A 22,231-nucleotide genomic window follows, 5' to 3' on the forward strand; every position below is an offset into this window, starting at 1 on the left:
GCTAGGCGCCGACGAGGTCGGGGTGGAACTTGGCTGCCATGCGGCGCATCCCGTCGTGCCAGTCCACCGCCGCGGCGCCGACCAGCTCGCGCATCCGGCTTGCGTCGGTGGGATTGCCGCGTAGCGCCTGCCCGCTTTCCTCGAACACCGGCGCCTTGCCGACCAATGATCCGAGATAGGTGCACCAATCCTGCAGGCTGACGGTCTGCTCGCCGCACCAGTTGAGGGTGGTGGCCGGGACCGACGCCACCTCGAACAGCTTCGGGATGGTGGCGATGATGTCGTCCTCGTGGATCGGGGTGTAGCGGGCCGGGCCGCCGGCCGGGACGGGAATCGGGATTTCGGCCAGCAACATCTCCATGTGATAGAACGGCCACCCGCCGTTGTCGCCGTAGGGGACGTTGAGGCGGGCGATCGTCGTCGGTACGCCCAGCGCGCGCGCCATCGTGCGGGCGACGACCTCGCCGGCGATCTTGGAGATTGAGTAGGTGGGGAACAACGGCTTGTGGTTGTCGCCCAAGGCGGCGTCCTCGGTCCGGATTTCGTCGTCCGGCGGGTCGTAGACGGCCCCAGATGAGCAGTGCAGGAAGGCTTTTGCGTTGCGACAGTGAGCCATCAGGAGCCCGACGGATTCGGCGTTAGCCCCCATGTCCTTGTCCCAGTGGCCACTCTTGGCCACCGCAAGGTTGAGGACGTAGTCGAAGTCGTTTGGGAGACCGGTGAAGTCGCCGGCGGCCAGGTTGACCGTCTGACACCGCACGCCCGATTTCTCGAGGTCCTCTCGAACCGCGGGATTGGTGAACCGGGCGATGCCCCACACCTCGTTGTCGGCTGCCAGCGCCTTGGCGACGGGGGTGGCAACTTGCCCGGTTGGGCCGGTGATCAGGATCTTTGAGCCGTGCATCTGCTGATGTTAGGCGACGCTCGGGGGACATCTGCCGGGGGGGCGTCGGCGATGCTGTGGAACCGGCGTGAGCCTGAGCTCGCCGGACCGCGACGATCGGCGTAACGTCGCCCAAGTCATGGCTGATTCGATGCTTTTCGTCGAGGCGAACGGGCTCAGATTCGCATGTCTTGACGAGGGTTCGGGGCCTCTCGTGCTGATGTTGCACGGGTTCCCCGACACCGCCCATTCCTGGGACCAGCTGCGCCCGCGAATCGCCGCGAAGGGCTATCGCGTGGTGAGCCCCTATATGCGGGGATATGACCCCAGCGGGATCCCGGATCGCGACCCCGATCAAGAAACCTTGGCCCGTGATCCGCTGGCGTTGATCGAAGCGCTCGGGGCGCGCGACGCCATCGTCATCGGACACGATTGGGGAGCATCGGCTGCCTACGGCGCGGCCGCACTCGCCCCGGATCGGGTGACAAGGCTTTTCGTCATCGGCATTCCACATCCGGCGGCGCTCAAGCCAACGCTGCGCAAGGCTTGGGGCGTCCGCCATTTCGTGGCGTACAAGCTGCCGGGTGCGGCGAAACGCTTCGCGCGCAATGACTTCGCGGCGCTGCCCGCGATCTACCGGCGATGGTCGCCGCTGTGGAACCCTGATCCGGGCGAGTTCGATGCCGTGCGCGCGAGCTTTGCGAATCCGGCGAGCCTCAACGCCGCCTTCGGCTACTACCGAAAGCTCTCCCCCGTGCCGAGTGCATCATTGAAAACCCGGATCAAGGTGCCGACGGTCGCCTTTGCCGGACTGGATGATCCCGTCGCCGAGCCCTCGGATTATCGCGGCGCTGCGCGGATGTTCGAGGGCGAGTACATCGTCGAGGAGGTCCCCGGTGGGCATTTCATGCACCGAGAACATCCCGAGGAATTCACCGATCGATTGTTGACTTACCTGTGACCGGATCCCCGGTCGCAGTGCGGCCGAGATTTGTGCACCTGGCGGCCGGGCGCCTCAGTAGAATGAATGCATTCCGCCAAGGTGTGCGCACCAATACCTAGGAGCAGGACGTACATGACATCCATGTCCCACGATCCGGCTGTTGCCGTCATCGGTGGGCAATTGACGGACATGGGTGTTCGTGCCATCACCGCAGGTGCAGCCGCTGCGCCGTCGATCACCGCGCTGGTGCCCGCGGGTGCCGAGGAGATCTCGATGCAGGCCGCGATGGCGTTTGGCGTCGAGGCCAGCATGACGCTCACCGCCCACGCCGCGGCACACGAGGAGATTTCACGCATGGGTGCGGCGCTGGTGAACATCACCCGGATGTACGCGCAGGTCGACGCGACGGCCGCCGGCCACCTGGAGGCCAATGCGGCACGCAGTGGCGCCATCGAATTCGGCAGCGTGGGCGGTCCGTGGGCGAACCCGCTGGGCCCCAGTACGGGTGCGAGGCTGCTACGTGCCGAAGCGGTGCCCGGCGTGGCAGGAACGCCGGCCCGCACCCCGGCGATGGCCAATTTGATCGCAGGTGCCGTGTCGCCGACCCCGTCGACCGGCGGAGCTTCGATGCCCGCGGTAACGAACGCCGCGTCAACGCTGCTCGGTGCCGGCAGCGCCCCGTTGAGCACGCTGAGTTCCCTCGGCTCGGCTGGTCAGGGCGGCGTCGGCGGCGCTACGGCGGGCGGAGCGGCCGCGGGCGGCGCCGGACCGGCACTGGCATCGTCGTTGACCGGCGACGAGAATGACCCGGGCCGCGAGATTTCCGATGCTGCTGGTGAGCGGCTGCTCTGAGAGAACCTGCGCGACAGCGGTTTACAGCCCTGGTTGATCTTCGATAATGCCGAGCCATATTTGTGCGGCGTCGATGGCCACTTTCTCGCTGATGAAGGCGTGCTGGGTTCCGGTGTAGATGTCACGGAAGGCGCGTTCGAGGCGAGTGCCCTCGCGGATCGCGCTGGTCCCGGCGACCAGGTGCGCCCATTCGGCGCAGTTTCGGGCGGTGTCGGTGGCGTAGACGGCGGCCACTCGCATGTCGGCACGCAGGGCTGGGGTGAGATCTTCGCCGGCGGCCACGGTCGTTTCGGCTGTGGTGAAGGCGTCGAGCACCAGAAGCCGGGCGGCTCGCCAGGCCGCCCGGTGGTGTGCGAGCCCCTTTTGGAAGGTGGGGCGACTAGCCAGTGATGCCATGTCGCTCATCCGGAATTTGGTGGCGGCCAGTTCCTGGACGTCGTCGAGCATGCTCTTGGCCACGCCCAGTGCCCACGACGCGTGACCGGCGGCGGTGACGGGCATCAGCCCCATCCGGGTGGCCGGCGAGGTCCCACGGCGTGGCTGGCGGCTGAACAGTTCGAAGGTGCGGCTGGCCGGGACGAACACGTCGGTGACGCTGTAGTCGTAGGAACCGGTTGCTTTGAGCCCCTGTACGTGCCATCCGTCGTTGAAGCTGACCTGGTCTCGGGGCAGCACGGCTACGTGCATCTCGGGCAGGCCCTCGCTGATCCAGCGCATCTCACCGTTGTCCAACGGCAGAAATCCGGCCGCGACGTATTCGGAGTGGCCGATGCCGGAACCGAAGCTCCACGCTCCGTTCAGCAGAAATCCGTCGTCGACGACTGTGCCCTGTCCGTTGGGAAAGAACTGGCCGCCCATGGTCACGCGGTTGCCGTGAGCGGTGAACACCTCGGCGAAACCTTCGTCGGGCAGATAGGCTGCCGCGGCGAACGACGACGGCAGGTTGGCGATGCCGACCCATCCGAATGAGCCGTCCTGCCAAGCCATTTCGATCCATGTCTCGATCATCTCGGTGAAGGACGGCTCTACACCGCCGGCCACCGCGGGGTTGAACGAGGACATCAGCCCGCTGGCCCACATCTCAGCCACGATCGGCGCGGACAGGGTCCGGATCCGTTCGGACTCCGCGGCCTGCGCTCCCACGAGGTCGCGCATGCCGCGCGCCAGCGAGACCACACGGTCGTCCGTATCGGCTAACGACGTCATTGGCGCTCTCTCCTTGTCAAACCCGGGACACTGATACCGGTGACCGTACCAATTACTCAAAGTGTCTAGCCATCGAAATCGGCACCCGATTCAGGTGTATTTCCGCCAGTTCTGCCGGCCGGCCAGACCACGATGTGGCGCTCCGATGCCGTCGTGATGAAAACCATTGCCGCGCAGAATCTCGACCTGATCCGGCGGTGTGCGGCCGAGGCAATGGGGCGGCGGTGGATTTGTGCCGGCAGTCCGGTCTTACTGTGGGTTGGTGCGGTGGATCGTCGACGGTATGAACGTGATCGGCAGTCGCCCGGACGGTTGGTGGAGGGATCGCGACCGCGCCATGGTCGCTTTGGTAGACAAGTTGGACAGATGGGCCTGCACGCAAGGAGACACGGTGACGGTGGTATTCGAGCGGCCGACCGCCATCACTGCGACGGTGATCGAGGTTGCGCATGCGCCCAAAGCAGGAGCGAACTCGGCCGACGACGAGATCGTCCGACTGGTTCACGCCGCCACCAGACCGGACGATATCCACGTCGTGACGTCCGATCGGGTGCTGAGCGACCGGGTGCGGAGCCTGGGCGCCTCGGTGTTCGCGCCGGAGCGTTTCCGCGAACTCGTCGATCCGCGGGACCGATGACCGCCCGCCGGGGCGAACCCGCAACCAATCGGGTTTGCGAACTCGCGCAGATCGATATTCCGATCATTCAGGCGCCGATGACTTACATCGCCGGCGCCCAGCTGGCCGCCGCGGTGTCCAATGCCGGGGCGTTGGGCATCATCGAGACCACCTCCGATCAGGGCCGCGCCGACGTGCAACGCGTGCGCAGTCTCACCGGCGGTTCGGTGGGTGCGAACATCGCGCTGCTGTTCAACCGTGACCTGACGGTGGTAGACCTGCTCGCCGCCAACGGCATTCGCTTTGTGACGACCTCGGCCGGGAGCCCCTCGCTGTTCACCGATCGGCTCCACGATGCCGGGATCACCGTGTTCCACGTCGTGGGCACGCTGGCCGCGGCGAAAAAGGCCGTCGATGCCGGGGTCGACGGGCTGGTCGTCGAGGGGGTGGAGGGGGGCGGATTCAAGAACCGATTCGGGGCTTCGACCATGGTGCTGCTGCCATTGGTGGCCGCTCACGTCAACGTCCCGATCGTGGCCGCCGGAGGGATCTGCGACGCCCGATCGATGGCGGCCGCGTTCGTGCTCGGCGCCGAAGCCGTGCAGATGGGCACGCGGTTGCTGGCCTCGGCGGATTCGCCGGTGCACGGCAACCTCAAGCAAGCGGTCGTACGCGCCGACGAAACCGCGACCGTGCTCCTCCCGCTCGACGGCAAGCGGATGATGCGTGTCATCCGGACCCCGGCCGCCGAAAAGCTGGACAAGTCAGCCGCTTTCGAGGAGGGTGGCGCGGCACTGCAACGCGTGCAGCGGCTCTACTTCGAGGGCGATATGGACGCCAGCGTTGCCAACACCGGTCAGGTCGCCGGCCGGATCGACGACCTCCCGCCGGCCGCCGAGATCATCAACCAAATGTGGACGGGTTGCCGCGAGGTGCTGGCCGCGACCGCGAATCGATTCCGGCCAGCCCAGGCCTAGCTTGGATGGCTGTTGACGGCGAAATCGACCTCGGCGCCGTTGACCTTGGTGATCTTCATGTTCGCGGTGTACTCCTTGCCCTCCGGGCCGGTGAAGTGGCAGTCGAACTGCACACCGACTTTGGCCTCTACCCCGTCCGGGCAGTGCACATCGCCGGGATGGAAACCGGTCTGCTTGGAAACGACGTCAACCACCGACTGTGCTGCCCCGTCGGGTTTCACGGTCGATTTACTGCTACACCCGGTTGCCAGGACGCTCATCAGGCCCACGGCCACGGCTGCCGCCGCAAGGTTGGTGCTACGCATCATTGCGCGATACTCCTTTGTATGCCGAGCCCGAGGCTAACGCGACGGGAATCGTCAGGCTAACACGCGTTTGCACCGACACCACAGCTCACAAGTGGCGAAAGTCCGGCGCTGCAAACGGATTCTCGCTATTGCGGGCAACTCCGCGCAAGATCGTGTGCGCTGCCAGACCTTCGGTCGTGGGATCTCAGCCGGCTACGGCGCGTCTGGTGGGGCGCGGCTCCCGCGTCAACCACGCTACTGCGCAATATGTTCGACGCCTTTCCACAAGCCGAGGTCATCGCCGCCTTCGGGCAGACCGAGTGCAGCCCGATCACTTGCCTGCTGTGCGGTGAGGACGCGATCCGCAAGATCGGATCGGTAGGCACCCCGATTCTGGGCGTCGAGGTCCGCATCGTCGATGACGAGATGAATGACGTTGCGCCGGGCGAAATCGGCGAGATCGTCTATCTCGGACCGTTGGTGATGAAGGAATACTGGAATAGGCCCATCGAGACCGCTGACGCCTTTCGTGGTGGCTGGTTTCATTCCGGCGATCTGGTCCGGCGCGACGGTGACGGTTACATTTATGTCGTCGACCGCAGGAAAGACATGATCATCTCGGGTGGAGAGAACATCTACAGCGCCGAGGTGGAGAACGTGGTGGCAGCGCACGTCAAGGTCGCCGAGGTCGCGGTCATCGGGGTGCCCGACCCGAAATGGGGCGAGATCCCGATGGCGGTGGTCGTCCCGCGCGATCCCGCGAACCCGCCGACCGACGACGAGATCGAGACGCACTGCCGCGTGCATCTCGCTGCGTACAAACGTCCTCGTCGCGTCGTGGTGGTGGAATCCTTGCCGCGCAATGCCAATGGCAAGGTGCTCAAGAACGAGCTGCGGCGTCAGCACGCAGCCGTTGATTCCTACGATGCGGGGCCCGTCGATACTCCCCTGCTGGACGAGACGATCGGGGCGAACTTCGAGCGCACCGCGCTTACCTACCCGAACGCCGAGGCGCTTGTCGATGTGGCCGGCGGCCGGCGCTGGACCTACACCGAACTCAATGCCGAGATCGACTGCTTGGCACGGGCATTGATGGCTATCGGTATCCAGCGCGGAGATAGAGTCGGGATCTGGTCTCCGAACTGTCCGGAATGGGTCATCCTTCAGTACGCCACCGCCAAGATCGGCGCAATTCTCGTCTCAATCAATCCCGCGTATCGCACGCACGAGTTGTCGCATGTGCTGCGAGATTCTGATACTCGGCTGTTGGTGTCGGCAACGACCTTCAAGACCTCCGACTACCGCCGGATGATTTCCGACGTGCGTTCCGGGGTGCCGGGATTGATCGACGTGGTGTTCCTGGGTACCGATGATTGGGACCGGCTGCGGCAGCACGCCGATGACGTATCCGATGGCGAATTGCGCTGCCGGCTGGCGGCATTGACGCCATCGGACCCGATTAACATCCAATACACCTCGGGCACAACGGGTTCCCCCAAAGGCGCCGTCCTGTCGCACCGCAACATCCTCAACAACGGGTTCTTCGTCACCGAATGCATCAGGCTCAGACCCGGGGACCGCCTGTGCATCCCCGTGCCCTTCTATCACTGCTTCGGCATGGTGATGGGCAACTTGGGCTGCACCACCCATGGAGCGACCATGGTGATTCCGGGGGTCGGGTTCGATGCCGCCGCGACGCTACAAGCGATCGAATCAGAGCGCTGCACCGGCCTCTACGGTGTGCCCACGATGTTCATCGCGATGCTCGGCCATCCCGACCTCGCCGGCCGCGACGTGTCGTCATTGCGGACCGGGATCATGGCAGGTGCGTCATGCCCGGTGGAGGTGATGCGGCGCAGCGTCGACGAACTGAACCTGTCGGAGCTGTCCATCGCCTACGGCATGACGGAGACGTCCCCGGTGTCCTGCCAGACCCTGATCGACGACGACCTGGCGCACCGGACCGCCACCGTGGGCCGGGCTCATCCGCATGTCGAGATCAAGGTGGTCGACGCCGGGACCGGCGAGATCGTCAAGCGCGGACGGCCCGGCGAACTCTGCACTCGCGGCTACTCGGTGATGCTGGGTTACTGGCACGACGATGACAAAACCCGCGAGGTCATCGATCACGACGGCTGGATGCACACCGGCGATCTCGCGGTGATGCGGGACGACGGCTATTGCGCGATTGTCGGGCGCATCAAGGACGTGGTGATCCGGGGCGGCGAAAACCTCTATCCGCGCGAGATCGAGGACTTTCTGCATAGCCACCCCGATATCGATGACGTGCAGGTCGTCGGCGTTCCCGACGCCAAGTACGGCGAGGAAGTCTGTGCCTGGATCAAAATGCGGCCAGACCGTCGGCCGTTAGACGCCGAAGCCGTCCGGGCCTACTGTGCGGGGAAGCTGGCGCACTACAAGATTCCCCGCTACGTCCACATCGTCGACGAGTTCCCGATGACCGTCACCGGAAAGGTGCGCAAAGTCGACATGCGAGCCGAAACGGTCCGACTGCTCGGGTTATGACCGAAGGTCAGCCCAGCGCTGCCAGCGCCGCGTCATAGTCGGGCTCCTCGGCGATCTCGGGGACCAGTTGCGCGTAGGCAACGTTGCCGTCGGCGCCGATCACCACGACGGCGCGGCCCAGCAGCCCGGCCATCGGGCCGTCGGTGATCGTGATGCCATAGTCCTCGCCGAAGCTGTCGCGGAATGCCGACGCAGTGGTGACGTTCTCGATTCCCTCCGCGCCGCAGAAGCGCTTCTGCGCGAACGGCAGATCCTTCGACACGTTCACCACGGTCGCACCTCCTGAAGCGGCACGCTCGTTGAATTTCCGCACGCTCGTCGCGCACACCGGGGTGTCGACGGACGGAAAGATGTTCAGCAACACGGACTTACCGCTGAACTGGTCGCTGGTGACCGCGCCGAGGTCGGAGCCGGTCAAATTAAAGGCTGGGGCTTTAGATCCGACGGCGGGAAGCTCGCCGACGGTGTTGATCGCATTTCCACGCAGGGTTATCTGTGCCATGGCAACAGTCTGCCAAGGCCGATCGAACTGCCTGGGGTCAGGTCCAAATGTCCTAATTCGTGGGGTACCAGGCCTAGACGACACGCCCCGCTCGGGCCAACACTGAATCCATGGTTCGCAAGGTGGTCATCGTCGGCTTCCCGGGTGTCCAGGCACTCGATGTGGTGGGGCCGCACGACGTGTTCATCGGCGCATCAGTGCTGACCAATGGTGGATACGACGTCAGCCTTGTCTCGGTCGACGGCCAGCCGATCCACACCGGAACCGGTCTCGCGTTCGTGGGCAGCCCGCTGCCAGACCCGCATGAGCAGATCGACACCGTCGTGCTGCCCGGCGGCGGCGGGGTCGACGCCGCGCGGTCGAACGCGGAGCTGGTGGCCTGGATCAAGGCCGTCGCCGGCACCGCCCACCGCATCGTCACCGTCTGCACCGGCGCGTTTCTCGCAGCCGAGGCTGGACTGCTGGACGGCTGCCGCGCGACCACCCACTGGGCGTTCGCCGAGCGTCTTGCCAAGCAGTTTCCCGCCGTGGATGTCGACCCCGATCCGATCTTCATCAGAAGCTCCGAGGTGGTGTGGACCGCCGCGGGGGTGGCCTCGGGCATCGACCTCGCATTGTCGCTGGTCGAGGACGACCACGGAACCGAAATCGCCCAGACGGTCGCCCGCTGGATGGTGCTCTATCTGCGTCGCCCCGGCGGACAGACCCAGTTCGCTGCGCCGGTGTGGGTACCGCGGGCCAAACGCGCCTGCATCCGCGAGGTGCAGGAAGCCATCGAGGCGCAGCCGGGCGCCGCGCACAGCATCGGAGATTTGGCCCGCCGGGCGACGATGAGCCCTCGTCATTTCACCCGGGTGTTCACCGACGAGGTGGGCGAGGCTCCCGGCCACTACGTCGAACGTGTCCGCACCGAGGCCGCGCGCCGGCAGTTGGAAGAGACCGACGACACCGTCGTTGCCATCGCGGTGCGGTGCGGCTTCGGCACCGCGGAAACGATGCGGCGCAACTTCATTCGCCGTGTTGGCATTTCGCCAGACCAATACCGCAAGACCTTTGCTTAGTTGAGGCTCAGTCAGAAAGGACACCCACGATGACCCAAATCGCATTCGTGGCCTACCCCGGATTCACCGCGCTGGACATGATCGGCCCGTATGAGGTGCTGCGCAACCTGCCGGGCGCCGAGGTGCGGTTCGTCTGGCGCGAATCCGGGCCGATCACCGCCGACTCCGGCGTGCTGGTCATCGGCGCCACGCACTCGCTGGCCGAAACCCCTTCGCCCGACATCATTCTCGTCCCCGGTGGCGCGTCGAGCACGGTGCACGCGCGCGACGAGGTGTTGCTGGACTGGCTGCGCGGGGCGCATCGAACCGCTCGCTGGACGGCGTCGGTGTGCTCGGGGTCGGTGATTCTGGCCGCGGCCGGCCTGCTCGAGGGCCGGCGGGCCACGTCGCATTGGATGGCGCTCCCCCTGCTGAAGGGATTCGGCGTCACCCCGGTCGGCGACGAGCGGGTCGTGCGCCAGGACAACGTCGTCACCAGCGCGGGGGTGTCCGCGGGACTCGACCTCGCGTTCTGGCTGGCCGGTGAGATCGGCGGCGAAGGCAGAGCCAAGGCGATCCAGCTCGCGATCGAATACGACCCGCAGCCACCATTTGACTCCGGCCACCTGTCGAAGGCGTCGGCAAGCACGAAAGCCGCTGCCGCCGCGCTGCTCTCCCGAGACAGTGCCAAGCCGGCAAACCTCAAGGCGACGACGTTGATCGCCTGGGAGCAGGCGCTGTCGGCGGTACGGTCCCGGCGCCGGAAACGACAGCCGGACCTCTCCGCGGTTTCTCCGAAGGCCTAGCTGGGGTTGGGTTGCAGGAACTCGGTTGACGCAAACTGCCCGCCGGCCTGCATCCAGGCCGCGACGGCGCCCGGCGCATCGCGGTTCGGGTTGTAGATGTCCTCCTCGCTGGAGAACAGGCCGTTTCCGGCGTACACCAGGCGAGTCCAGTTCGGGAACCAGAACGGTTCCTCGTTCGGGTCGGTCGGGTGATCGAGCAGATTCTTGATCATGATGACAACGGCGTCATTGTCGTCGTCATAGGCGATCCAGGCACTGGGAAAACGCATGTGCGGGAACGGGGCCATGACGGCAACGATCCATTCCCTGACCGCTTCGCGTCCGTGGAAGACACCGTAATGGTGTTCGATGTAGACAACGTCCTCAGTGAACAGATCCGCAAAAGGCGCCCAGTCGCCAGAAGCGCTGCACCCTTCCGCCACAGTGGTGTAGTGCTCGACGGCTTGCTCGATTTCGGCCCTGCTGAAGTTGCCCATAGCGGACACACTAGAACGTGTTCTGGTTTTTTTGGAGCCTCGTCTGGATAGGGATATTGAATGAGCGTGCTGGACTTGTTTGAGCTGCGCGGCAGGTCGGCTTTGGTGACCGGGGCGTCCAGTGGCATCGGCAAAAAGGTGGCACAGGCATACCTGCAAGCGGGTGCCCAAGTAGCCATCGCGGCGCGGCATTCCGAGGTGCTGGACAAGGTCGCCGCCGAGCTCGCCTCGGCCGGCGGCAGGGTCATCCCGATCCCTTGCGACGTGACCCAGCCGGATCAGGTGACGCGAATGGTTGATCAGGTGATCGCGGAGTTGGGTGGCATCGACATCGCCGTCTGCAACGCGGGGATCATCAATCTGAAGGCAATGCTGGACATGTCGCCAGAGGAATTCCGGGCCATCCAGGACACCAATGTGACCGGCGTATTCCTGACCGCGCAGGCGGCCGCCCGGGCGATGGTCGCCCAAGGCCGCGGCGGCGCCATCATCAACACCGCCTCGATGTCGGGCCACATCATCAACATCCCGCAACCGGCGGGCCATTACTGCACCTCCAAGGCCGCAGTCATCCAACTGACCAAGGCGATGGCCATCGAGCTCGCGCCGCACAACATCCGGGTGAACAGCGTCAGCCCGGGCTACATTCTCACCGAACTCGTCGAACCGATGGCGGAGTATCACCGGCTGTGGGAGCCGAAGATTCCACTCGGCCGCATCGGTCGGCCCGACGAACTCACCGGCCTCTACGTCTACCTGGCCAGCGACGCGTCCAGCTACATGACCGGTTCCGACATCGTCATTGACGGCGGTTACACCATCCCGTGAGATCGCGGCGGCGTCACCGAACCAGGCAGGGGCGGCCGAAGCGGGTTCGGACACCCGGCGAGAAGAGACCGCGCAGGCGATCGCCGGCCGGCCGCACCCCACTCGCGTCGATCAGTTCGTCGCTGAGCTCAACTATTTCGGCCGCACGCAACGGCCACGGCCCGTGCTCGTTGGGCACCCACCAGGTCCGGCCGGCATTGTGCGTGTGCGCGCCCCAGCGGGCGGTCAGCCAGACCTCCAGCGGCGTCGGTTCCACCGCGTCGCCGATCGCGACGGTCAGCCGGCTGCACAGGCCGCGGCGCGGCCACCGCCGCACGCTGTTATACGAGATATGGTCGCCGTCGCGCGTGATCCGCATCTTCGCCCAGGTGTAGGGGACGCCAAGGCCGATCCGGGTGACGGGCACGACGGCCAGGCGAGCCGTTTCCAGCGACCGGAACAGGACGCCGTGCCGTCCGGCGTCGTCCAGCGAATACAGCCGGACATTCGTCTCCGCGAAGCCGCCGAAGTACGGAAGCGGCAGTGCGGTACCGACTTTGGTGCCTGTCATCATGAACGGGACCAATGCCACATAGGTCAGCCCGTCGGCGAAAACGTCGGGTCGCGTCCCGGGTGGGTACAAATGCGCGACGCTGTCGGGTTGCACCGGCCAGTGGACGAACGTCAGGTCGCTCCACTGCTGGTCGAAGGTGACCGGGCCGGGCAGCGGTGGCGGAGTGACGGGATAGCCGGTGAGCACCCGATCGGGCTGGGCCGGCTGGCCGGGCATCGTCATCTCGTCATCGTGACACGCCCGCGCGACTTATCCCTCGATCTCACCGGAGATCCCGCGTTCGATGCTGGCCTGAGCGCTTGTCGGCAACACGATCAAGCCATCGAGTTCTTTACGTGCCGACTCGTAGGCAGTGCGACGCTCCTGCGGCGCGGCGGTCGAGTCCGACGCCATCCTGAACAGACTCTGGGCGCGAGCAATCCGCTGTTGTTCGTCGCGTGAGAAGTCGGTGCGCCGCCTGCGCATCGCCTCCGCCTCGGCGATGTTGAACGCGGTCGCGTAGTCCTCTACGGCGACTTGATATTTCGTGGCGGCGTCCCGGTCGTCGAGGAGATCTTCGGCCTTGATAGGCCGAAGCAGGTCTGCCCGTAGCTTGGCTTTGTGAAAGGCAGCGGTGCGCGGATCACGCAGATCCGTCATCACCGGGAAGTCGAGCAGTTTGGCGAGGTCGAGTTCGTAGGACAGCCAGCGTGTGTCGGTGCGGCCGTGCTCCTCGACGATCCGTCGCACCGATTGCCACTGGGCGGCCTGGCTGTTGGCGGTCGGTTCGGGCGGCGCGGCCGCAGGCTCCATCGCTTCGGGGGCGCGACGCTTGTTGGCACCGAACGCGCGTACCGCGCCGATAGCCAGACCCACCAGCGGCAGCAGCAGAATCAGGAATTCCGCCAGCCGGATGAGTAGACCCATACGGTCAGAATGCCACTCGACCGGGTCGTTAGTGCGCGCCCAGCGTGCCACTGAGGTACTGCGTCCGGGTGGCCAGGCGAGCCAGCTTCCCACTGGTGGTGCGGGGAATGGCGCCGGCCGGCAGCAGGCGCACGTCGGAGGCGGTGACACCGTGCCGGTGTAGCACCGCGGCCGTGATCGCCTCGATGGCCGGCTGCGGGTCATCGCGGCTGGTGCCCGCCGCGCGTTCGGCGATGATCACCAAGCTGCCGCCGGTCTCCGGCACCTCGTTGCCCGGCACGGAGAATGCCGTCGCGTAGCCGCGCCGCACCATCGGCGACGCCTCGGCGGCGGTGGCCTCGATGTCCTGCGGGTAGTGGTTGCGGCCGTCGATGGTCACCAGATCCGCGATACGGCCGGTGATGTAGATCTCGCCGTCTAGATAGACGCCCAAGTCACCGGTGCGCAGCCACCAGCTTCCGACCGCCGATCCTTCGGCTCGACTGGCGTCGGGCAGCCGCGATTGCAGCACCGCGTGGAATGCCCGTTCGGTTTCTTCGGGGCGTCCCCAATAGCCCCGGCCAACGTTGGCGCCCTGCAACCAGACTTCGCCGACCGCGCCGTCGGGTAGCTCGGCAGCGGTATCCGGGTTCACGATCACAGCCCGCAGACTGCGAGCGATCCGGCCGCACGAGACCTGGGCGACCGCATTGGGGGCATCGGCGCCGACACGCACCGCGCGGCCCGCGCCCAGCCGATCCCGGTCCAGGTAGACAACCTTTGCTTCGGCAGTGGGTTCGATTGTCGCGATCAACAGCGTCGCCTCCGCGATGCCGTACGAGGGCTTGAATGCCGTGCCCGGCAACCCGTAGGGCGCGAACGCTTTGTTGAACGTCGCAATCGCCTCGATGCTGACCGGCTCGGAGCCGATGATCAGTACGACATTGCTCAGGTCGATGTCGTCGCCCGGCGCGGGCAGGCCGCGTTGCGCGGCCCACTCGTAGGCGAAGTTGGGCGCGGCGGTGACGACATTGCCTTCGCGCGACCCTGCCGACAACGCCTGAATCCACCGCTGCGGGCGACGCACAAACGCGGTTGGCGACATCAGGGTGGAATGGCCGCCGTACACCGCGGGAAAGCCGATCATCGACAGCCCCATGTCGTGGTAGAGCGGCAACCAACTCACGCCGTGCGTGTTCCGGTTCAGCAGGTCGATCGACAGGATCATCTGCGTCAGGTTGGTGCCCACTGCCCGGTGCGTAATCTCCACGCCGACCGGCGGCCGGGTCGAGCCCGAGGTGTACTGCAAGTGGGAAACCCGGTCGACACCCAACTCCACGGGGACGAACGACTCCCCCGCCGAATCGGGGATCCGATCGATGACGAGGACATCCGGCTTTCGCAGGTGCGCGCCATGGACCAGAAACTCTTGAACAGCGTCTTTCGCAGCCGCGGTCGTCAGCATCACGGTCGGCTCGCAATCGCGAAGCGCCGTCGCAAGCCGCTCGGCATGACCCGGCAATTCGGGAGCGAACAGCGGCACCGCGATGGTTCCCGCCTTGACCGCCGCGTAGAAGCCGGCGACGTAGTCGATGCCTTGCGGCGCAAGGATCGCCACCCGATCACCCTCGCCCGCCAGCCGCTGGATGCGCGCGGCGATGGCCTGCAATCGGACACCCAGTTGGGCCCAGGTCACTTCGAGGGTGTGGCCTTCCGAGCGTGCGTAGTCCAGGTAGCGATACGCCACGGCATCACCCACATTTGTGATGTTGCGCTCGATCAGAGAAATCAGTGTGGTTCCCGGCGGCAAAGAGATGTTGCCATCGGCGTCCAGGCAATCCTCTATTCGTAGCAGGCCTTTTGGAGCCACGGAGTTCCGTCGGGAACCGTCATCCATGTTCGCAGTCTAGGTGCGCCCAGGGCCTGCCCCGCGAATCCGAGCTTCGGATATAGTCCCAGCCGAAACCGCCGCGGAAGCCCAGAGGAGCAACGTGGACACACGCGATCAGCACCCCCAGACCCGTGACGACGCACTAGCCCGGGTGCTGGCCTACCGCACCCGCGGGCAGGCCAGAGCGATGCCGATCCGGGTGGGCCTCGCCGTCCTCGGCGGCCTGCTGCTCGTCGCTTCCATTCCGCTCACCGTGTTGCTCCCCGAGTTCGGTATTCCGGCGCTACTGATCGCCTTCCGCCTGCTGGCGGTCGAAGCCCTTTGGGCGGCGCGGGCTTACGCGTGGACCGATTGGCGCTTCACCCAAATGCAGCACTGGTTCCATCGCCAATCCCGTGTTGTCCGAATGGTTATCGTCGCCGGTTTGATTCTGCTGGCAGTGGCAATCGTCGTTGTCTTTGTCTACGAGTTCGTCTAAAGCCATCTGCCGGCCACCAATCTAGAGTTACCTGAGCGATTCAACTATCCGACGCGACTAGTACGCGGGCGCAGTATCGCGGTAAAGGCGGGCAATGACGACCACAAAGAGCGAGCATGTCGGCCGTCGCGGCCTCATGCAGCGCCTCACAATGCTCTGCGTCCGGTATGTCGAACGCTTGATGCCAGACCCGTATTTGTTCGCGGTAATCCTGACACTCATCGTGGTCGCACTGGTAGCGGTATTCGTCCGGGACGCCACGCCCGCCGGCGCGCTGAAAGCGTGGTACGGCGGCGTGTGGGGATCGCAGAACATCTTCACCTTCGCGTTCCAGATGGTGCTGGTATTGGTGACCGGCTACACACTGGCCGAGGCGCCCATCGTGAAACGGGCCATCATTGCCCTGGCGAGTAAGCCGACGAACCAGGCTCAGGGAGCCTTGCTGTGCTTCGGCGTCAGCAGCGTCTTCTCGTTGTTGAACTGGGGATTGGGTCTCGTGTCCGGCGCGCTGGTTGCGCGGCAGGTCGCAAAACGGCTGCCCGGCGTGCATTTCGGCTACCTGATCGCGACGGGGTTCATGGGCTACCTCGTGTGGACGCAGGGTCTGTCCTCGTCGATCGCGCTGGCCAACACCGATACGACCAGCCCCATCAACGTGATTCACAAGATGACCGGAACGATCGTGCCGCTGAGGTTGACGATCTTTGAGCCCTACAGCTGGATCGCCGTCATCGCTGTGGTGGCACTGGTCGCGGTCACGATCTGGCGGATGGCGCCCGATGAAACTCTGGAACCCGATCCCGCGGTGTTCGACGAAGAGCCCACGCCTGATGCGCCGCAGCGCGCACAGACGTTCGCCGAGCGGCTGGAGAATCTATGGATTCTAAATGTGCTTGTGTTCGCCGCGGGCATAACGTATTTCGTGCTGAGCGGCTTTACGCTGAACATTTCGTCGATGATCATGTTGTTCACCGTCACCAGCGCGTTGCTGCACGGTACGCCGATTCGGTTTATCCGCGCGTTCTCTAGTGCGGCGAAGGTGTCCGGCCCACTACTACTGCAATATCCGTTGTATGGCGGGATCGCCGGTCTGCTGGGCTACCTGCCGCCGGGGTCGGGCAGAGCGTTGCAGACGGTGCTCGCCGAAGCCCTGGTGCGGGGTGCGGATCAATTCACGCTTCCGTTCCTGACGTTCGTTGGCTCGGTCATCATCTCGCTGTTCGTACCGTCCGGCGGCGGGCACTGGGCGGTGCAGGGGCCGATCGCGGTGGGCTCGGCGCTGGCCATCGGCCAACACTCGCCGGCATACCTCGGGCTGATGTCGATGTCGGTGGCGGTCGGTGAGGGCGTCGCGAACATGGTTCAACCGTTCTGGTTGTTGCCGGTGCTGGCGATCGCAAAGCTCAATGTGCGTCAGGTGATGGGCTTTACGGTGATCGCGTTCCTGATCGGTTTCGCGGTGTCGGGCGCCGCGGTCCTCATCGCACCCCACGTGCTGTGAAGAATTCGGTGGCAACGCATCTCTCGCCCACCGGGCGGGTGATGGCTGCGTACCGGCGAATCGCCGAGGCCGACCGGCCGGAGGTCTGGATCACGCTGCGCGATCGCGACGATGTGCTCAAAGACGCCGCAGCGGTCGAACAACAAGTCGGCGCGGGACTGCGTTTGCCCCTGGCAGGGCTGTTGATTGCCGTCAAGGACAACATCGACGTCGCGGGTCTACCGACCACCGCGGCGTGCCGAGAGTTCGCCTACCAGCCGGCAACCACCGCGGTCGCCATCGAGCGACTCCGGAATGCGGGAGCTGTCGTCCTCGGCAAGACGAACCTCGACCAATTCGGTTGTGGTCTGGCCGGCACCCGCAGTCCGTATGGAGCCGTGCGCAATTCGCGCCATCCGGACTTGGTCTCGGGAGGTTCCAGTTCCGGTTCCGCAGTCGCCGTCGCGTTGGGAATCGCCGATATCGGCATCGGCACCGACACCGCGGGATCGATTCGGGTTCCCGCCGCACTCAACGATCTGGTCGGCATCAAACCCACGCTCGGCATTGTCCCCACGCATGGGGTCGTCCCCGCCTGCGCCAGCTACGACGCCGTCTGTGTCCTCGCCGCCGACCTCGAGCTGGCTGCCGCCGCCGTCGCCGTGATGGCCGGCCCTGATGCGCGCGACCCCCGCAGCCGCCCCTGGCCCGCCGACGTTCGGCTGGCCGCGCCCGCCGCTCCCCGGCTGGCAATTCCGGAGCCCGCGAACCTCACCGCGCTGCGTCCCGGCTACCGCGACGCGTTCGAGCACTCCGTGCGCCTTGCCGTCGATGCCGGGCTGAGCGTCAAACCGCTCGATATCTCGGTGTTGCTGGATGCGGCCTTGCTGCTCTACGACGGCGCACTGGTCGCCGAACGATACGCGGCGGTCGGCGAATTCCTTGGCAGCGCACCGGCAAGCGCTGATCCCGTGGTTTCGTCGATCATCACCGCGGCCCGTGCGGTCACCGGTCCCGCGTTCGCGGCCGACCTGGACGCATTGGCGCGCGCGCGTCGACGCCGCGTCCCTACTCGACGGCTTCGATGCGTTGCTGTTGCCCACCACCACCGAACATCCGACGCTCAGCGAGGTCAGTGCCGATCCCGTCGGGATCAACCGCCGGATGGGGACCTACACCAACTTCTGCAATCTGCTCGACATGGCCGCGGTCACCGTTCCCAGTGCGCCGACACAAGCGGGCACTCCATTCGGAGTGACGATCGTTGTCCCGGCTTTTCACGACCAAATCGCAGTCGACATCGGCGCACGACTCACCGGTACCGCGGCCACGCTGTTGACCCGAACCGGCGTCGATCTCGCGGTATTCGGCGCCCACCTGCGGGGACACCCGCTGCACTGGCAACTCGAGCGACTCGGCGCCCGGTTCGCCGGGCAGATCTCGACGGTCGAAGGTCGCCCGGGTGAATTGTTCCAAATCTCCGAAGCCGGCCTGGGGCGCTTCCTGTCGGCGTTGACCAACGTCGAACTCGAGGACGGCCGCACTGTCATCGGTGTGACCGCGGAAGACTAATTGACTCGAAAAGCTTTGGTGTCGAACTACATCCAAAGTTTTGCTATCGACGCGGCCAGGGTTTCCGGATCTTGCTCATCGGTGTTGCAGCTGATCGCGACGGACGTCGTTCGGTCCTTGCTCACCCGAAAGGCTGTCACGAATCCGGGCCAATCGCCGTCGTGATCGAGTGTTCCGTTGGCAAGCAGGAAGATTCCCGCTCCATACCTGTCGCCGCCGCCCGAATCGGTCAGAACGGCACCGCTCAATTGTGCGTGTAGCAGTTCGGGGCCGCCCACCCGGCCGGTTCGGTAATTATCGGCCCATCCGACCAGTTGGGTTGGTGTGGTCTGGATTCCACCGTCACCGACCTGTTCCCAGCCCGACGATACGGCGTGGTAATCGTCGCTGTCCGATTCATAGCCGACGGCCTTGCCGGGAATCTGTCCGGTTGGATCCAAGACCATCGCGAGGTCGAGCGGATGAAAAATCTGCTCGGCCAGGAATAGCGGCAATGGTTCCTGCGAAACCCGATGGACGATCTCGCCGAGCAGCAGATAGTTCGAGTTCGAGTACTCGAACTGGGAGCCGGGCGCGAACCTCAGCTTCGGCAAAACGGCCACTGCACGCAATGCTTGTTCTTCGGTCGTGTGGTCGCTGAATTGAAATCCCTGTGCCTCGAGCAGACCGATGTAGTCGGGGACGCCGCTGGTCTGGTGCATCAGCTGACCGACGTTCACGGTGGCCGCCCACGGCGGTAGCTCGGGCAGCTGCCGGGACACCGGGTCGTCGAGGGTCAGCTTTCCGGCATCGACGAGCAACAGCAATGCGGTGGCAGTGAACTGCTTGGACACCGATGCGATGTCGAACACCGTGTCTGTGGTGATCGCGGCGTCAGTCGACAGGTCAGCCAGGCCGCGCACACCTGTCCAGACCACCTTTCCCTTGACGCCCACCGCAGCCGAGCATCCCGGAGCCCCCTCGTCGATGGCGTCGTTCAGCACTTTCTGGCTAGCGACCTTGGCGGCTTCGTTGACCGCGGTGGCCGCGGAGGTGGTCGTTTTCGGCGCCGACTGCTGACCACCGCTGCAGGCACTGAGCAACACCACGATCGCGAGAAGGAGCATCGGCCGTTTCGCCATACCGTGAATGATGGCGCTTCCGGTCGCCATCCACTACGTCCAGAGCTTCGCTATCGAGTCGGCCAGGGCTTCCGGGATCTGGTCGTCGGTGTTGCAGCTGACGGCGACGGACGTCAGCCGGTCCTTGCTGACGCGGAACGCTGTGACGAAACCGGTTGAGGCGCCATCGTGGTCGAGCGAGCCGTCAGCCTTGATATAGATGCCCGCGCCGTAATGCACCGGGATGCCGGGTCCGATCTCCACCGCCCCGGACAGTTGCTCATCGAGCAGCCGCGGTCCGCCCACGCGGCCGGTTCGGTAGTTGTCCGCCCACTTGACCAGCTGGCCGGACGTCGCTTGGATCGCGCCGTCGCCGATCTGCTCCCATGCCGATGTGCTCACCCGGTATCCGTCGCTGCCGCCCGAATATGAGACGGCTTTATGCGGAATCTGTCCGACCGGATCCATCACCATCCCCAGACCGAGCGGACCAAAGATCTCTGCGCGCAGGAGTTGGGGCAGCGGTTCCCCCGACACTCGATGGGCGATCTCGCCGAGCAGCAGATAGTTGGAGTCCGAATATCCGAATTGGGTGCCCGGCTTGAAATTCAGCTGTGGCACTGCTGCCAGCGCCTGCACCGCTTGATCCTGGGTGGTGCGGTCTTTGGGTCCGAACCCCTGCTTTGCGAGTAGTCCCTCGTACTCGGGGATACCGCTGGTCTGGTGGATCAGCTCGGCGATCGTGACGGTGGAGGCCCATTTCGGAAATTCGGGCATGTGTTGCGCGAGCGGATCGTCGAGCGTGAGCTTTCGTGCGTCGTTGAGCAACAGGATCGCGGCTGCGGTGAACTGCTTGGACACCGAGCCGATGTCGAACAAGGTGTCGGGGTGATCCTGTCGCCGGTCGCTGTGTCAGCAAGGCCGCGTACTCCAGCCCAGACGATGTTTCCCTTGGATCCCACCGCGGCCGAGCAGCCGGGGGCGTTGGCGTTGACGGCGTCTTCCAGCACGCGCTGGCTTTTCACCTTGATCAGTGCATTGTTGCCACCGGTCGTGGTGACGGCGTTGCCGGTCGCGCCGGGTTTTGACGCAGCTGGATGCATTGGCTTGCCGCAGCCGCAGAGCAATAGCAGGGCAGCGCACAGCGCCAGCGGCGCGCACGTGTACCGATGGAATCGCCGCACCTCACCATGCCCTTCGAAGCCATCGGACAGTTTCGAAATGGCCTGTCCGTCAGAGCTTTTCATCACGCTTGAGAATTCCCCCACCGTGTCAGTCGCGGGTCCGCGTTAACCCCCCGGACTCACACGGTGAGTATGCACGTGGGCGCGCCGCCGCGTGCCGGATTTCACCGGCCTGGCTGCGGAGTCCTCACCGCCCGGTCTCGGCAGCCATTGCCTTCGCGGTAGGGTACGCGGCTATGTCTGGTCGTAAGTTTTCCTTCGAGGTCAACCGGACCACTAGTGCGCCCGCCGCGACGGTGTTCCGGCTGCTGGCCGACGGCGCCGACTGGTCTAGCTGGGCCAAGCCGGTGGTCGTTAGTTCGAGTTGGGCCCGCCAAGGTGATCCGGCGCCCGGCGGTGTCGGGGCGATTCGCAAGATCGGTGTGTGGCCGATCCTGGCGCAGGAAGAGATCGTCGAGTACGAGCAGGATCGCCGGCAGGTCTACAAGGTGGTTGCACCACCATCGCCGGCAAAGGACTACCTCGGCGAGGTGGTGCTGACCCCGAATGCGGCCGGCGGTACCGACATTCGCTGGTCGGGCTCGTTCGTCGAGGGAGTTCGCGGCACCGGCGCGGCGACCCGGGCCGCGCTGGGTGGGGCGGTCAAGCTTCTCGCGGATCGCCTGGTGAAAGCGGCCGACCGGCAATCGGGCGGCGGACGCTAACCTGCCCCTTGGCGGGCAAGGGTTTTCGCGGAGTAGCGCGTGACGGCCGCGCCATGCGGCCGCCACGCTGGTAGCGGGACTACGGCCCGGGGTTTTGCTCGACCCATTGACCCTGTTGTTCAGCTTGCTGGGCCTGCTGTTGGGCTGCCTCGTTTTGCTGTTCGGCCTGCTGCTCGGACTGCTGCAGCTGCTGCTCGGCCAGTTGCTGTTGAAGCCGGGCCTGGTCGTCGTTGTCGTCGGCGGCCAAACCGCCGCCGACGACGTTCGGTGGGGCCTGCGGCGCTGGCGTCTCAATGGCCGTTAGGCGTATCTGTCCGAACATGGCCGCCGCGGCGGCGGGCTGGGCCGCGTCGACAAACGCCAACATTGCGATGCTCGCGATCCCGGCGAAGAGGACTTGGATGATTCGCGGCTGGTGCCGGGGCGCGGTGGTCATACGTCA

21 protein-coding genes and 3 pseudogenes are annotated in these 22,231 nt (G+C 65.3%); 13 read left to right on the forward strand and 11 right to left on the reverse strand.

All coding sequences use genetic code 11. The features are described 5' to 3' along the window. Position 1: 1 nt before the first annotated feature. Positions 2–904 carry an NAD-dependent epimerase/dehydratase family protein gene (locus H7K34_RS03700; protein WP_264060029.1) on the reverse strand — a complete coding sequence of 301 codons (903 nt, stop codon included), beginning with the start codon at positions 902–904 and terminating at the stop codon, positions 2–4. 67 nt (positions 905–971) lie between these two features. On the opposite strand from H7K34_RS03700, the gene H7K34_RS03705 reads away from it, so the two are divergent. Further along, entirely contained in the window at positions 972–1,844 is an 873-nt protein-coding gene (locus tag H7K34_RS03705; protein WP_264060031.1) for an alpha/beta fold hydrolase, read from the forward strand. A 114-nt stretch (positions 1,845–1,958) separates the two neighbouring features. Beyond that, positions 1,959–2,678: a PE family protein gene (locus tag H7K34_RS03710; RefSeq protein WP_264060033.1), complete on the forward strand. Its 720-nt coding sequence runs from the start codon at positions 1,959–1,961 to the stop codon at positions 2,676–2,678. A gap of 21 nt (positions 2,679–2,699) precedes the next feature. On the opposite strand, the gene H7K34_RS03715 is transcribed toward H7K34_RS03710, so the two are convergent. Next, a complete protein-coding gene (locus H7K34_RS03715) occupies positions 2,700–3,884 on the reverse strand; it encodes an acyl-CoA dehydrogenase family protein (RefSeq protein WP_264060036.1) in 1,185 nt (394 codons plus the stop codon). A gap of 262 nt (positions 3,885–4,146) precedes the next feature. Here H7K34_RS03715 and H7K34_RS03720 point away from each other — a divergent pair, with 262 nt between their 5' ends. Together H7K34_RS03720 and H7K34_RS03725 are read left to right on the forward strand one after the other, a co-directional pair. Continuing rightward, on the forward strand, positions 4,147–4,521 hold the full coding sequence (locus H7K34_RS03720; RefSeq protein WP_264060038.1) for an NYN domain-containing protein: 375 nt from the start codon (positions 4,147–4,149) through the stop codon (positions 4,519–4,521). Further along, a complete protein-coding gene (locus tag H7K34_RS03725; protein WP_264060041.1) occupies positions 4,518–5,477 on the forward strand; it encodes an NAD(P)H-dependent flavin oxidoreductase in 960 nt (319 codons plus the stop codon). The genes H7K34_RS03720 and H7K34_RS03725 overlap by 4 nt, the downstream gene beginning before the upstream one ends. Here the strand turns inward: H7K34_RS03725 and H7K34_RS03730 are convergent. Next, positions 5,474–5,785 carry a DUF4333 domain-containing protein gene (locus H7K34_RS03730; protein WP_235616799.1) on the reverse strand — a complete coding sequence of 104 codons (312 nt, stop codon included), beginning with the start codon at positions 5,783–5,785 and terminating at the stop codon, positions 5,474–5,476. The two genes, H7K34_RS03725 and H7K34_RS03730, sit on opposite strands and share 4 nt — an antisense overlap. Before the next feature lie 159 nt (positions 5,786–5,944). Here H7K34_RS03730 and H7K34_RS03735 point away from each other — a divergent pair. Both H7K34_RS03735 and H7K34_RS03740 read left to right on the forward strand, forming a co-directional pair. After that, positions 5,945–6,628 (forward strand): annotated as a pseudogene (locus tag H7K34_RS03735) (AMP-binding protein); the annotation flags it as partial. 27 nt (positions 6,629–6,655) lie between these two features. Continuing rightward, positions 6,656–8,290: an AMP-binding protein gene (locus H7K34_RS03740; protein WP_264060533.1), complete on the forward strand. Its 1,635-nt coding sequence runs from the start codon at positions 6,656–6,658 to the stop codon at positions 8,288–8,290. Between the two features lie 7 nt (positions 8,291–8,297). On the opposite strand, the gene tpx is transcribed toward H7K34_RS03740, so the two are convergent. Further along, positions 8,298–8,792: a thiol peroxidase gene (tpx, locus tag H7K34_RS03745; RefSeq protein ID WP_108923706.1), complete on the reverse strand. Its 495-nt coding sequence runs from the start codon at positions 8,790–8,792 to the stop codon at positions 8,298–8,300. Between the two features lie 110 nt (positions 8,793–8,902). Between tpx and H7K34_RS03750 the strand changes: the two genes are divergently transcribed. After that, the gene (locus H7K34_RS03750) at positions 8,903–9,853 is read left to right on the forward strand and encodes a GlxA family transcriptional regulator (protein ID WP_264060055.1); all 951 of its coding nucleotides are present in this window, start codon (positions 8,903–8,905) and stop codon (positions 9,851–9,853) included. A 29-nt stretch (positions 9,854–9,882) separates the two neighbouring features. Then, complete coding sequence (locus H7K34_RS03755) at positions 9,883–10,638, forward strand: DJ-1/PfpI family protein (RefSeq protein ID WP_264060057.1); 756 nt, start codon at positions 9,883–9,885, stop codon at positions 10,636–10,638. Here the strand turns inward: H7K34_RS03755 and H7K34_RS03760 are convergent. Next, a complete protein-coding gene (locus H7K34_RS03760) occupies positions 10,635–11,114 on the reverse strand; it encodes a nuclear transport factor 2 family protein (protein WP_264060060.1) in 480 nt (159 codons plus the stop codon). The genes H7K34_RS03755 and H7K34_RS03760 overlap by 4 nt on opposite strands. A gap of 60 nt (positions 11,115–11,174) precedes the next feature. On the opposite strand from H7K34_RS03760, the gene H7K34_RS03765 reads away from it, so the two are divergent. Then, the gene (locus H7K34_RS03765; RefSeq protein ID WP_108923698.1) at positions 11,175–11,942 is read left to right on the forward strand and encodes an SDR family oxidoreductase; all 768 of its coding nucleotides are present in this window, start codon (positions 11,175–11,177) and stop codon (positions 11,940–11,942) included. Between the two features lie 13 nt (positions 11,943–11,955). Here H7K34_RS03765 and H7K34_RS03770 read toward each other — a convergent pair whose 3' ends face one another. Genes H7K34_RS03770 through H7K34_RS03780 form a run of 3 tightly spaced genes read right to left on the reverse strand, consistent with a single transcriptional unit; the run spans position 11,956 to position 15,277 of the window. Continuing rightward, positions 11,956–12,717: a YqjF family protein gene (locus H7K34_RS03770; RefSeq protein WP_264060063.1), complete on the reverse strand. Its 762-nt coding sequence runs from the start codon at positions 12,715–12,717 to the stop codon at positions 11,956–11,958. Positions 12,718–12,744: 27 nt separating this feature from the next. Continuing rightward, positions 12,745–13,401 (reverse strand): hypothetical protein, encoded by a 657-nt coding sequence (locus H7K34_RS03775; protein WP_264060065.1) that lies wholly within the window; start codon positions 13,399–13,401, stop codon positions 12,745–12,747. 28 nt (positions 13,402–13,429) lie between these two features. After that, positions 13,430–15,277, reverse strand: coding sequence for a fatty acyl-AMP ligase (locus H7K34_RS03780; protein WP_264060067.1), 1,848 nt, complete (start codon positions 15,275–15,277; stop codon positions 13,430–13,432). A gap of 94 nt (positions 15,278–15,371) precedes the next feature. Here H7K34_RS03780 and H7K34_RS03785 point away from each other — a divergent pair, with 94 nt between their 5' ends. The 3 genes and pseudogenes from H7K34_RS03785 to H7K34_RS03795 all read left to right on the forward strand — a co-directional run bounded on the left by H7K34_RS03785 (position 15,372) and on the right by H7K34_RS03795 (position 18,801). Next, on the forward strand, positions 15,372–15,749 hold the full coding sequence (locus H7K34_RS03785; protein ID WP_264060069.1) for a hypothetical protein: 378 nt from the start codon (positions 15,372–15,374) through the stop codon (positions 15,747–15,749). 94 nt (positions 15,750–15,843) lie between these two features. Next, the gene (locus H7K34_RS03790; RefSeq protein WP_264060077.1) at positions 15,844–17,250 is read left to right on the forward strand and encodes a TIGR00366 family protein; all 1,407 of its coding nucleotides are present in this window, start codon (positions 15,844–15,846) and stop codon (positions 17,248–17,250) included. A 41-nt stretch (positions 17,251–17,291) separates the two neighbouring features. Then, positions 17,292–18,801, forward strand: a pseudogene (locus H7K34_RS03795) (allophanate hydrolase). A gap of 26 nt (positions 18,802–18,827) precedes the next feature. On the opposite strand, the gene H7K34_RS03800 reads toward H7K34_RS03795, so the two are convergent. After that, on the reverse strand, positions 18,828–19,922 hold the full coding sequence (locus H7K34_RS03800; RefSeq protein ID WP_264060083.1) for a serine hydrolase domain-containing protein: 1,095 nt from the start codon (positions 19,920–19,922) through the stop codon (positions 18,828–18,830). Positions 19,923–19,955: 33 nt separating this feature from the next. Beyond that, a pseudogene (locus tag H7K34_RS03805) lies at positions 19,956–21,004 on the reverse strand (serine hydrolase domain-containing protein). Between the two features lie 317 nt (positions 21,005–21,321). On the opposite strand from H7K34_RS03805, the gene H7K34_RS03810 reads away from it, so the two are divergent. Further along, positions 21,322–21,789: an SRPBCC family protein gene (locus tag H7K34_RS03810; protein WP_264060087.1), complete on the forward strand. Its 468-nt coding sequence runs from the start codon at positions 21,322–21,324 to the stop codon at positions 21,787–21,789. A gap of 79 nt (positions 21,790–21,868) precedes the next feature. On the opposite strand, the gene H7K34_RS03815 is transcribed toward H7K34_RS03810, so the two are convergent. After that, the gene (locus H7K34_RS03815) at positions 21,869–22,225 is read right to left on the reverse strand and encodes a hypothetical protein (RefSeq protein ID WP_264060090.1); all 357 of its coding nucleotides are present in this window, start codon (positions 22,223–22,225) and stop codon (positions 21,869–21,871) included. Positions 22,226–22,231 lie beyond the last annotated feature (6 nt).

It is taken from the genome of Mycobacterium montefiorense (assembly GCF_025823255.1).
GTDB classification, from domain to species: Bacteria; Actinomycetota; Actinomycetes; order Mycobacteriales; family Mycobacteriaceae; genus Mycobacterium; species Mycobacterium montefiorense.

What these genes read in the sequence shown, in the direction of transcription:
- H7K34_RS03775 (WP_264060065.1), bottom strand. Translation starts at nt 13,401, where the DNA reads ATGGGTCTACTCATCCGGCTGGCGGAATTCCTGATTCTGCTGCTGCCG.
- H7K34_RS03710 (WP_264060033.1), top strand. Translation starts at nt 1,959, where the DNA reads ATGACATCCATGTCCCACGATCCGGCTGTTGCCGTCATCGGTGGGCAA.
- H7K34_RS03765 (WP_108923698.1), top strand. Translation starts at nt 11,175, where the DNA reads ATGAGCGTGCTGGACTTGTTTGAGCTGCGCGGCAGGTCGGCTTTGGTG.
- H7K34_RS03755 (WP_264060057.1), top strand. Translation starts at nt 9,883, where the DNA reads ATGACCCAAATCGCATTCGTGGCCTACCCCGGATTCACCGCGCTGGAC.
- H7K34_RS03715 (WP_264060036.1), bottom strand. Translation starts at nt 3,884, where the DNA reads ATGACGTCGTTAGCCGATACGGACGACCGTGTGGTCTCGCTGGCGCGC.
- H7K34_RS03790 (WP_264060077.1), top strand. Translation starts at nt 15,844, where the DNA reads ATGACGACCACAAAGAGCGAGCATGTCGGCCGTCGCGGCCTCATGCAG.
- H7K34_RS03750 (WP_264060055.1), top strand. Translation starts at nt 8,903, where the DNA reads ATGGTTCGCAAGGTGGTCATCGTCGGCTTCCCGGGTGTCCAGGCACTC.
- tpx (WP_108923706.1), bottom strand. Translation starts at nt 8,792, where the DNA reads ATGGCACAGATAACCCTGCGTGGAAATGCGATCAACACCGTCGGCGAG.
- H7K34_RS03800 (WP_264060083.1), bottom strand. Translation starts at nt 19,922, where the DNA reads ATGGCGAAACGGCCGATGCTCCTTCTCGCGATCGTGGTGTTGCTCAGT.
- H7K34_RS03700 (WP_264060029.1), bottom strand. Translation starts at nt 904, where the DNA reads ATGCACGGCTCAAAGATCCTGATCACCGGCCCAACCGGGCAAGTTGCC.
- H7K34_RS03780 (WP_264060067.1), bottom strand. Translation starts at nt 15,277, where the DNA reads ATGGATGACGGTTCCCGACGGAACTCCGTGGCTCCAAAAGGCCTGCTA.
- H7K34_RS03770 (WP_264060063.1), bottom strand. Translation starts at nt 12,717, where the DNA reads ATGACGATGCCCGGCCAGCCGGCCCAGCCCGATCGGGTGCTCACCGGC.
- H7K34_RS03810 (WP_264060087.1), top strand. Translation starts at nt 21,322, where the DNA reads ATGTCTGGTCGTAAGTTTTCCTTCGAGGTCAACCGGACCACTAGTGCG.
- H7K34_RS03725 (WP_264060041.1), top strand. Translation starts at nt 4,518, where the DNA reads ATGACCGCCCGCCGGGGCGAACCCGCAACCAATCGGGTTTGCGAACTC.
- H7K34_RS03760 (WP_264060060.1), bottom strand. Translation starts at nt 11,114, where the DNA reads ATGGGCAACTTCAGCAGGGCCGAAATCGAGCAAGCCGTCGAGCACTAC.
- H7K34_RS03730 (WP_235616799.1), bottom strand. Translation starts at nt 5,785, where the DNA reads ATGATGCGTAGCACCAACCTTGCGGCGGCAGCCGTGGCCGTGGGCCTG.
- H7K34_RS03815 (WP_264060090.1), bottom strand. Translation starts at nt 22,225, where the DNA reads ATGACCACCGCGCCCCGGCACCAGCCGCGAATCATCCAAGTCCTCTTC.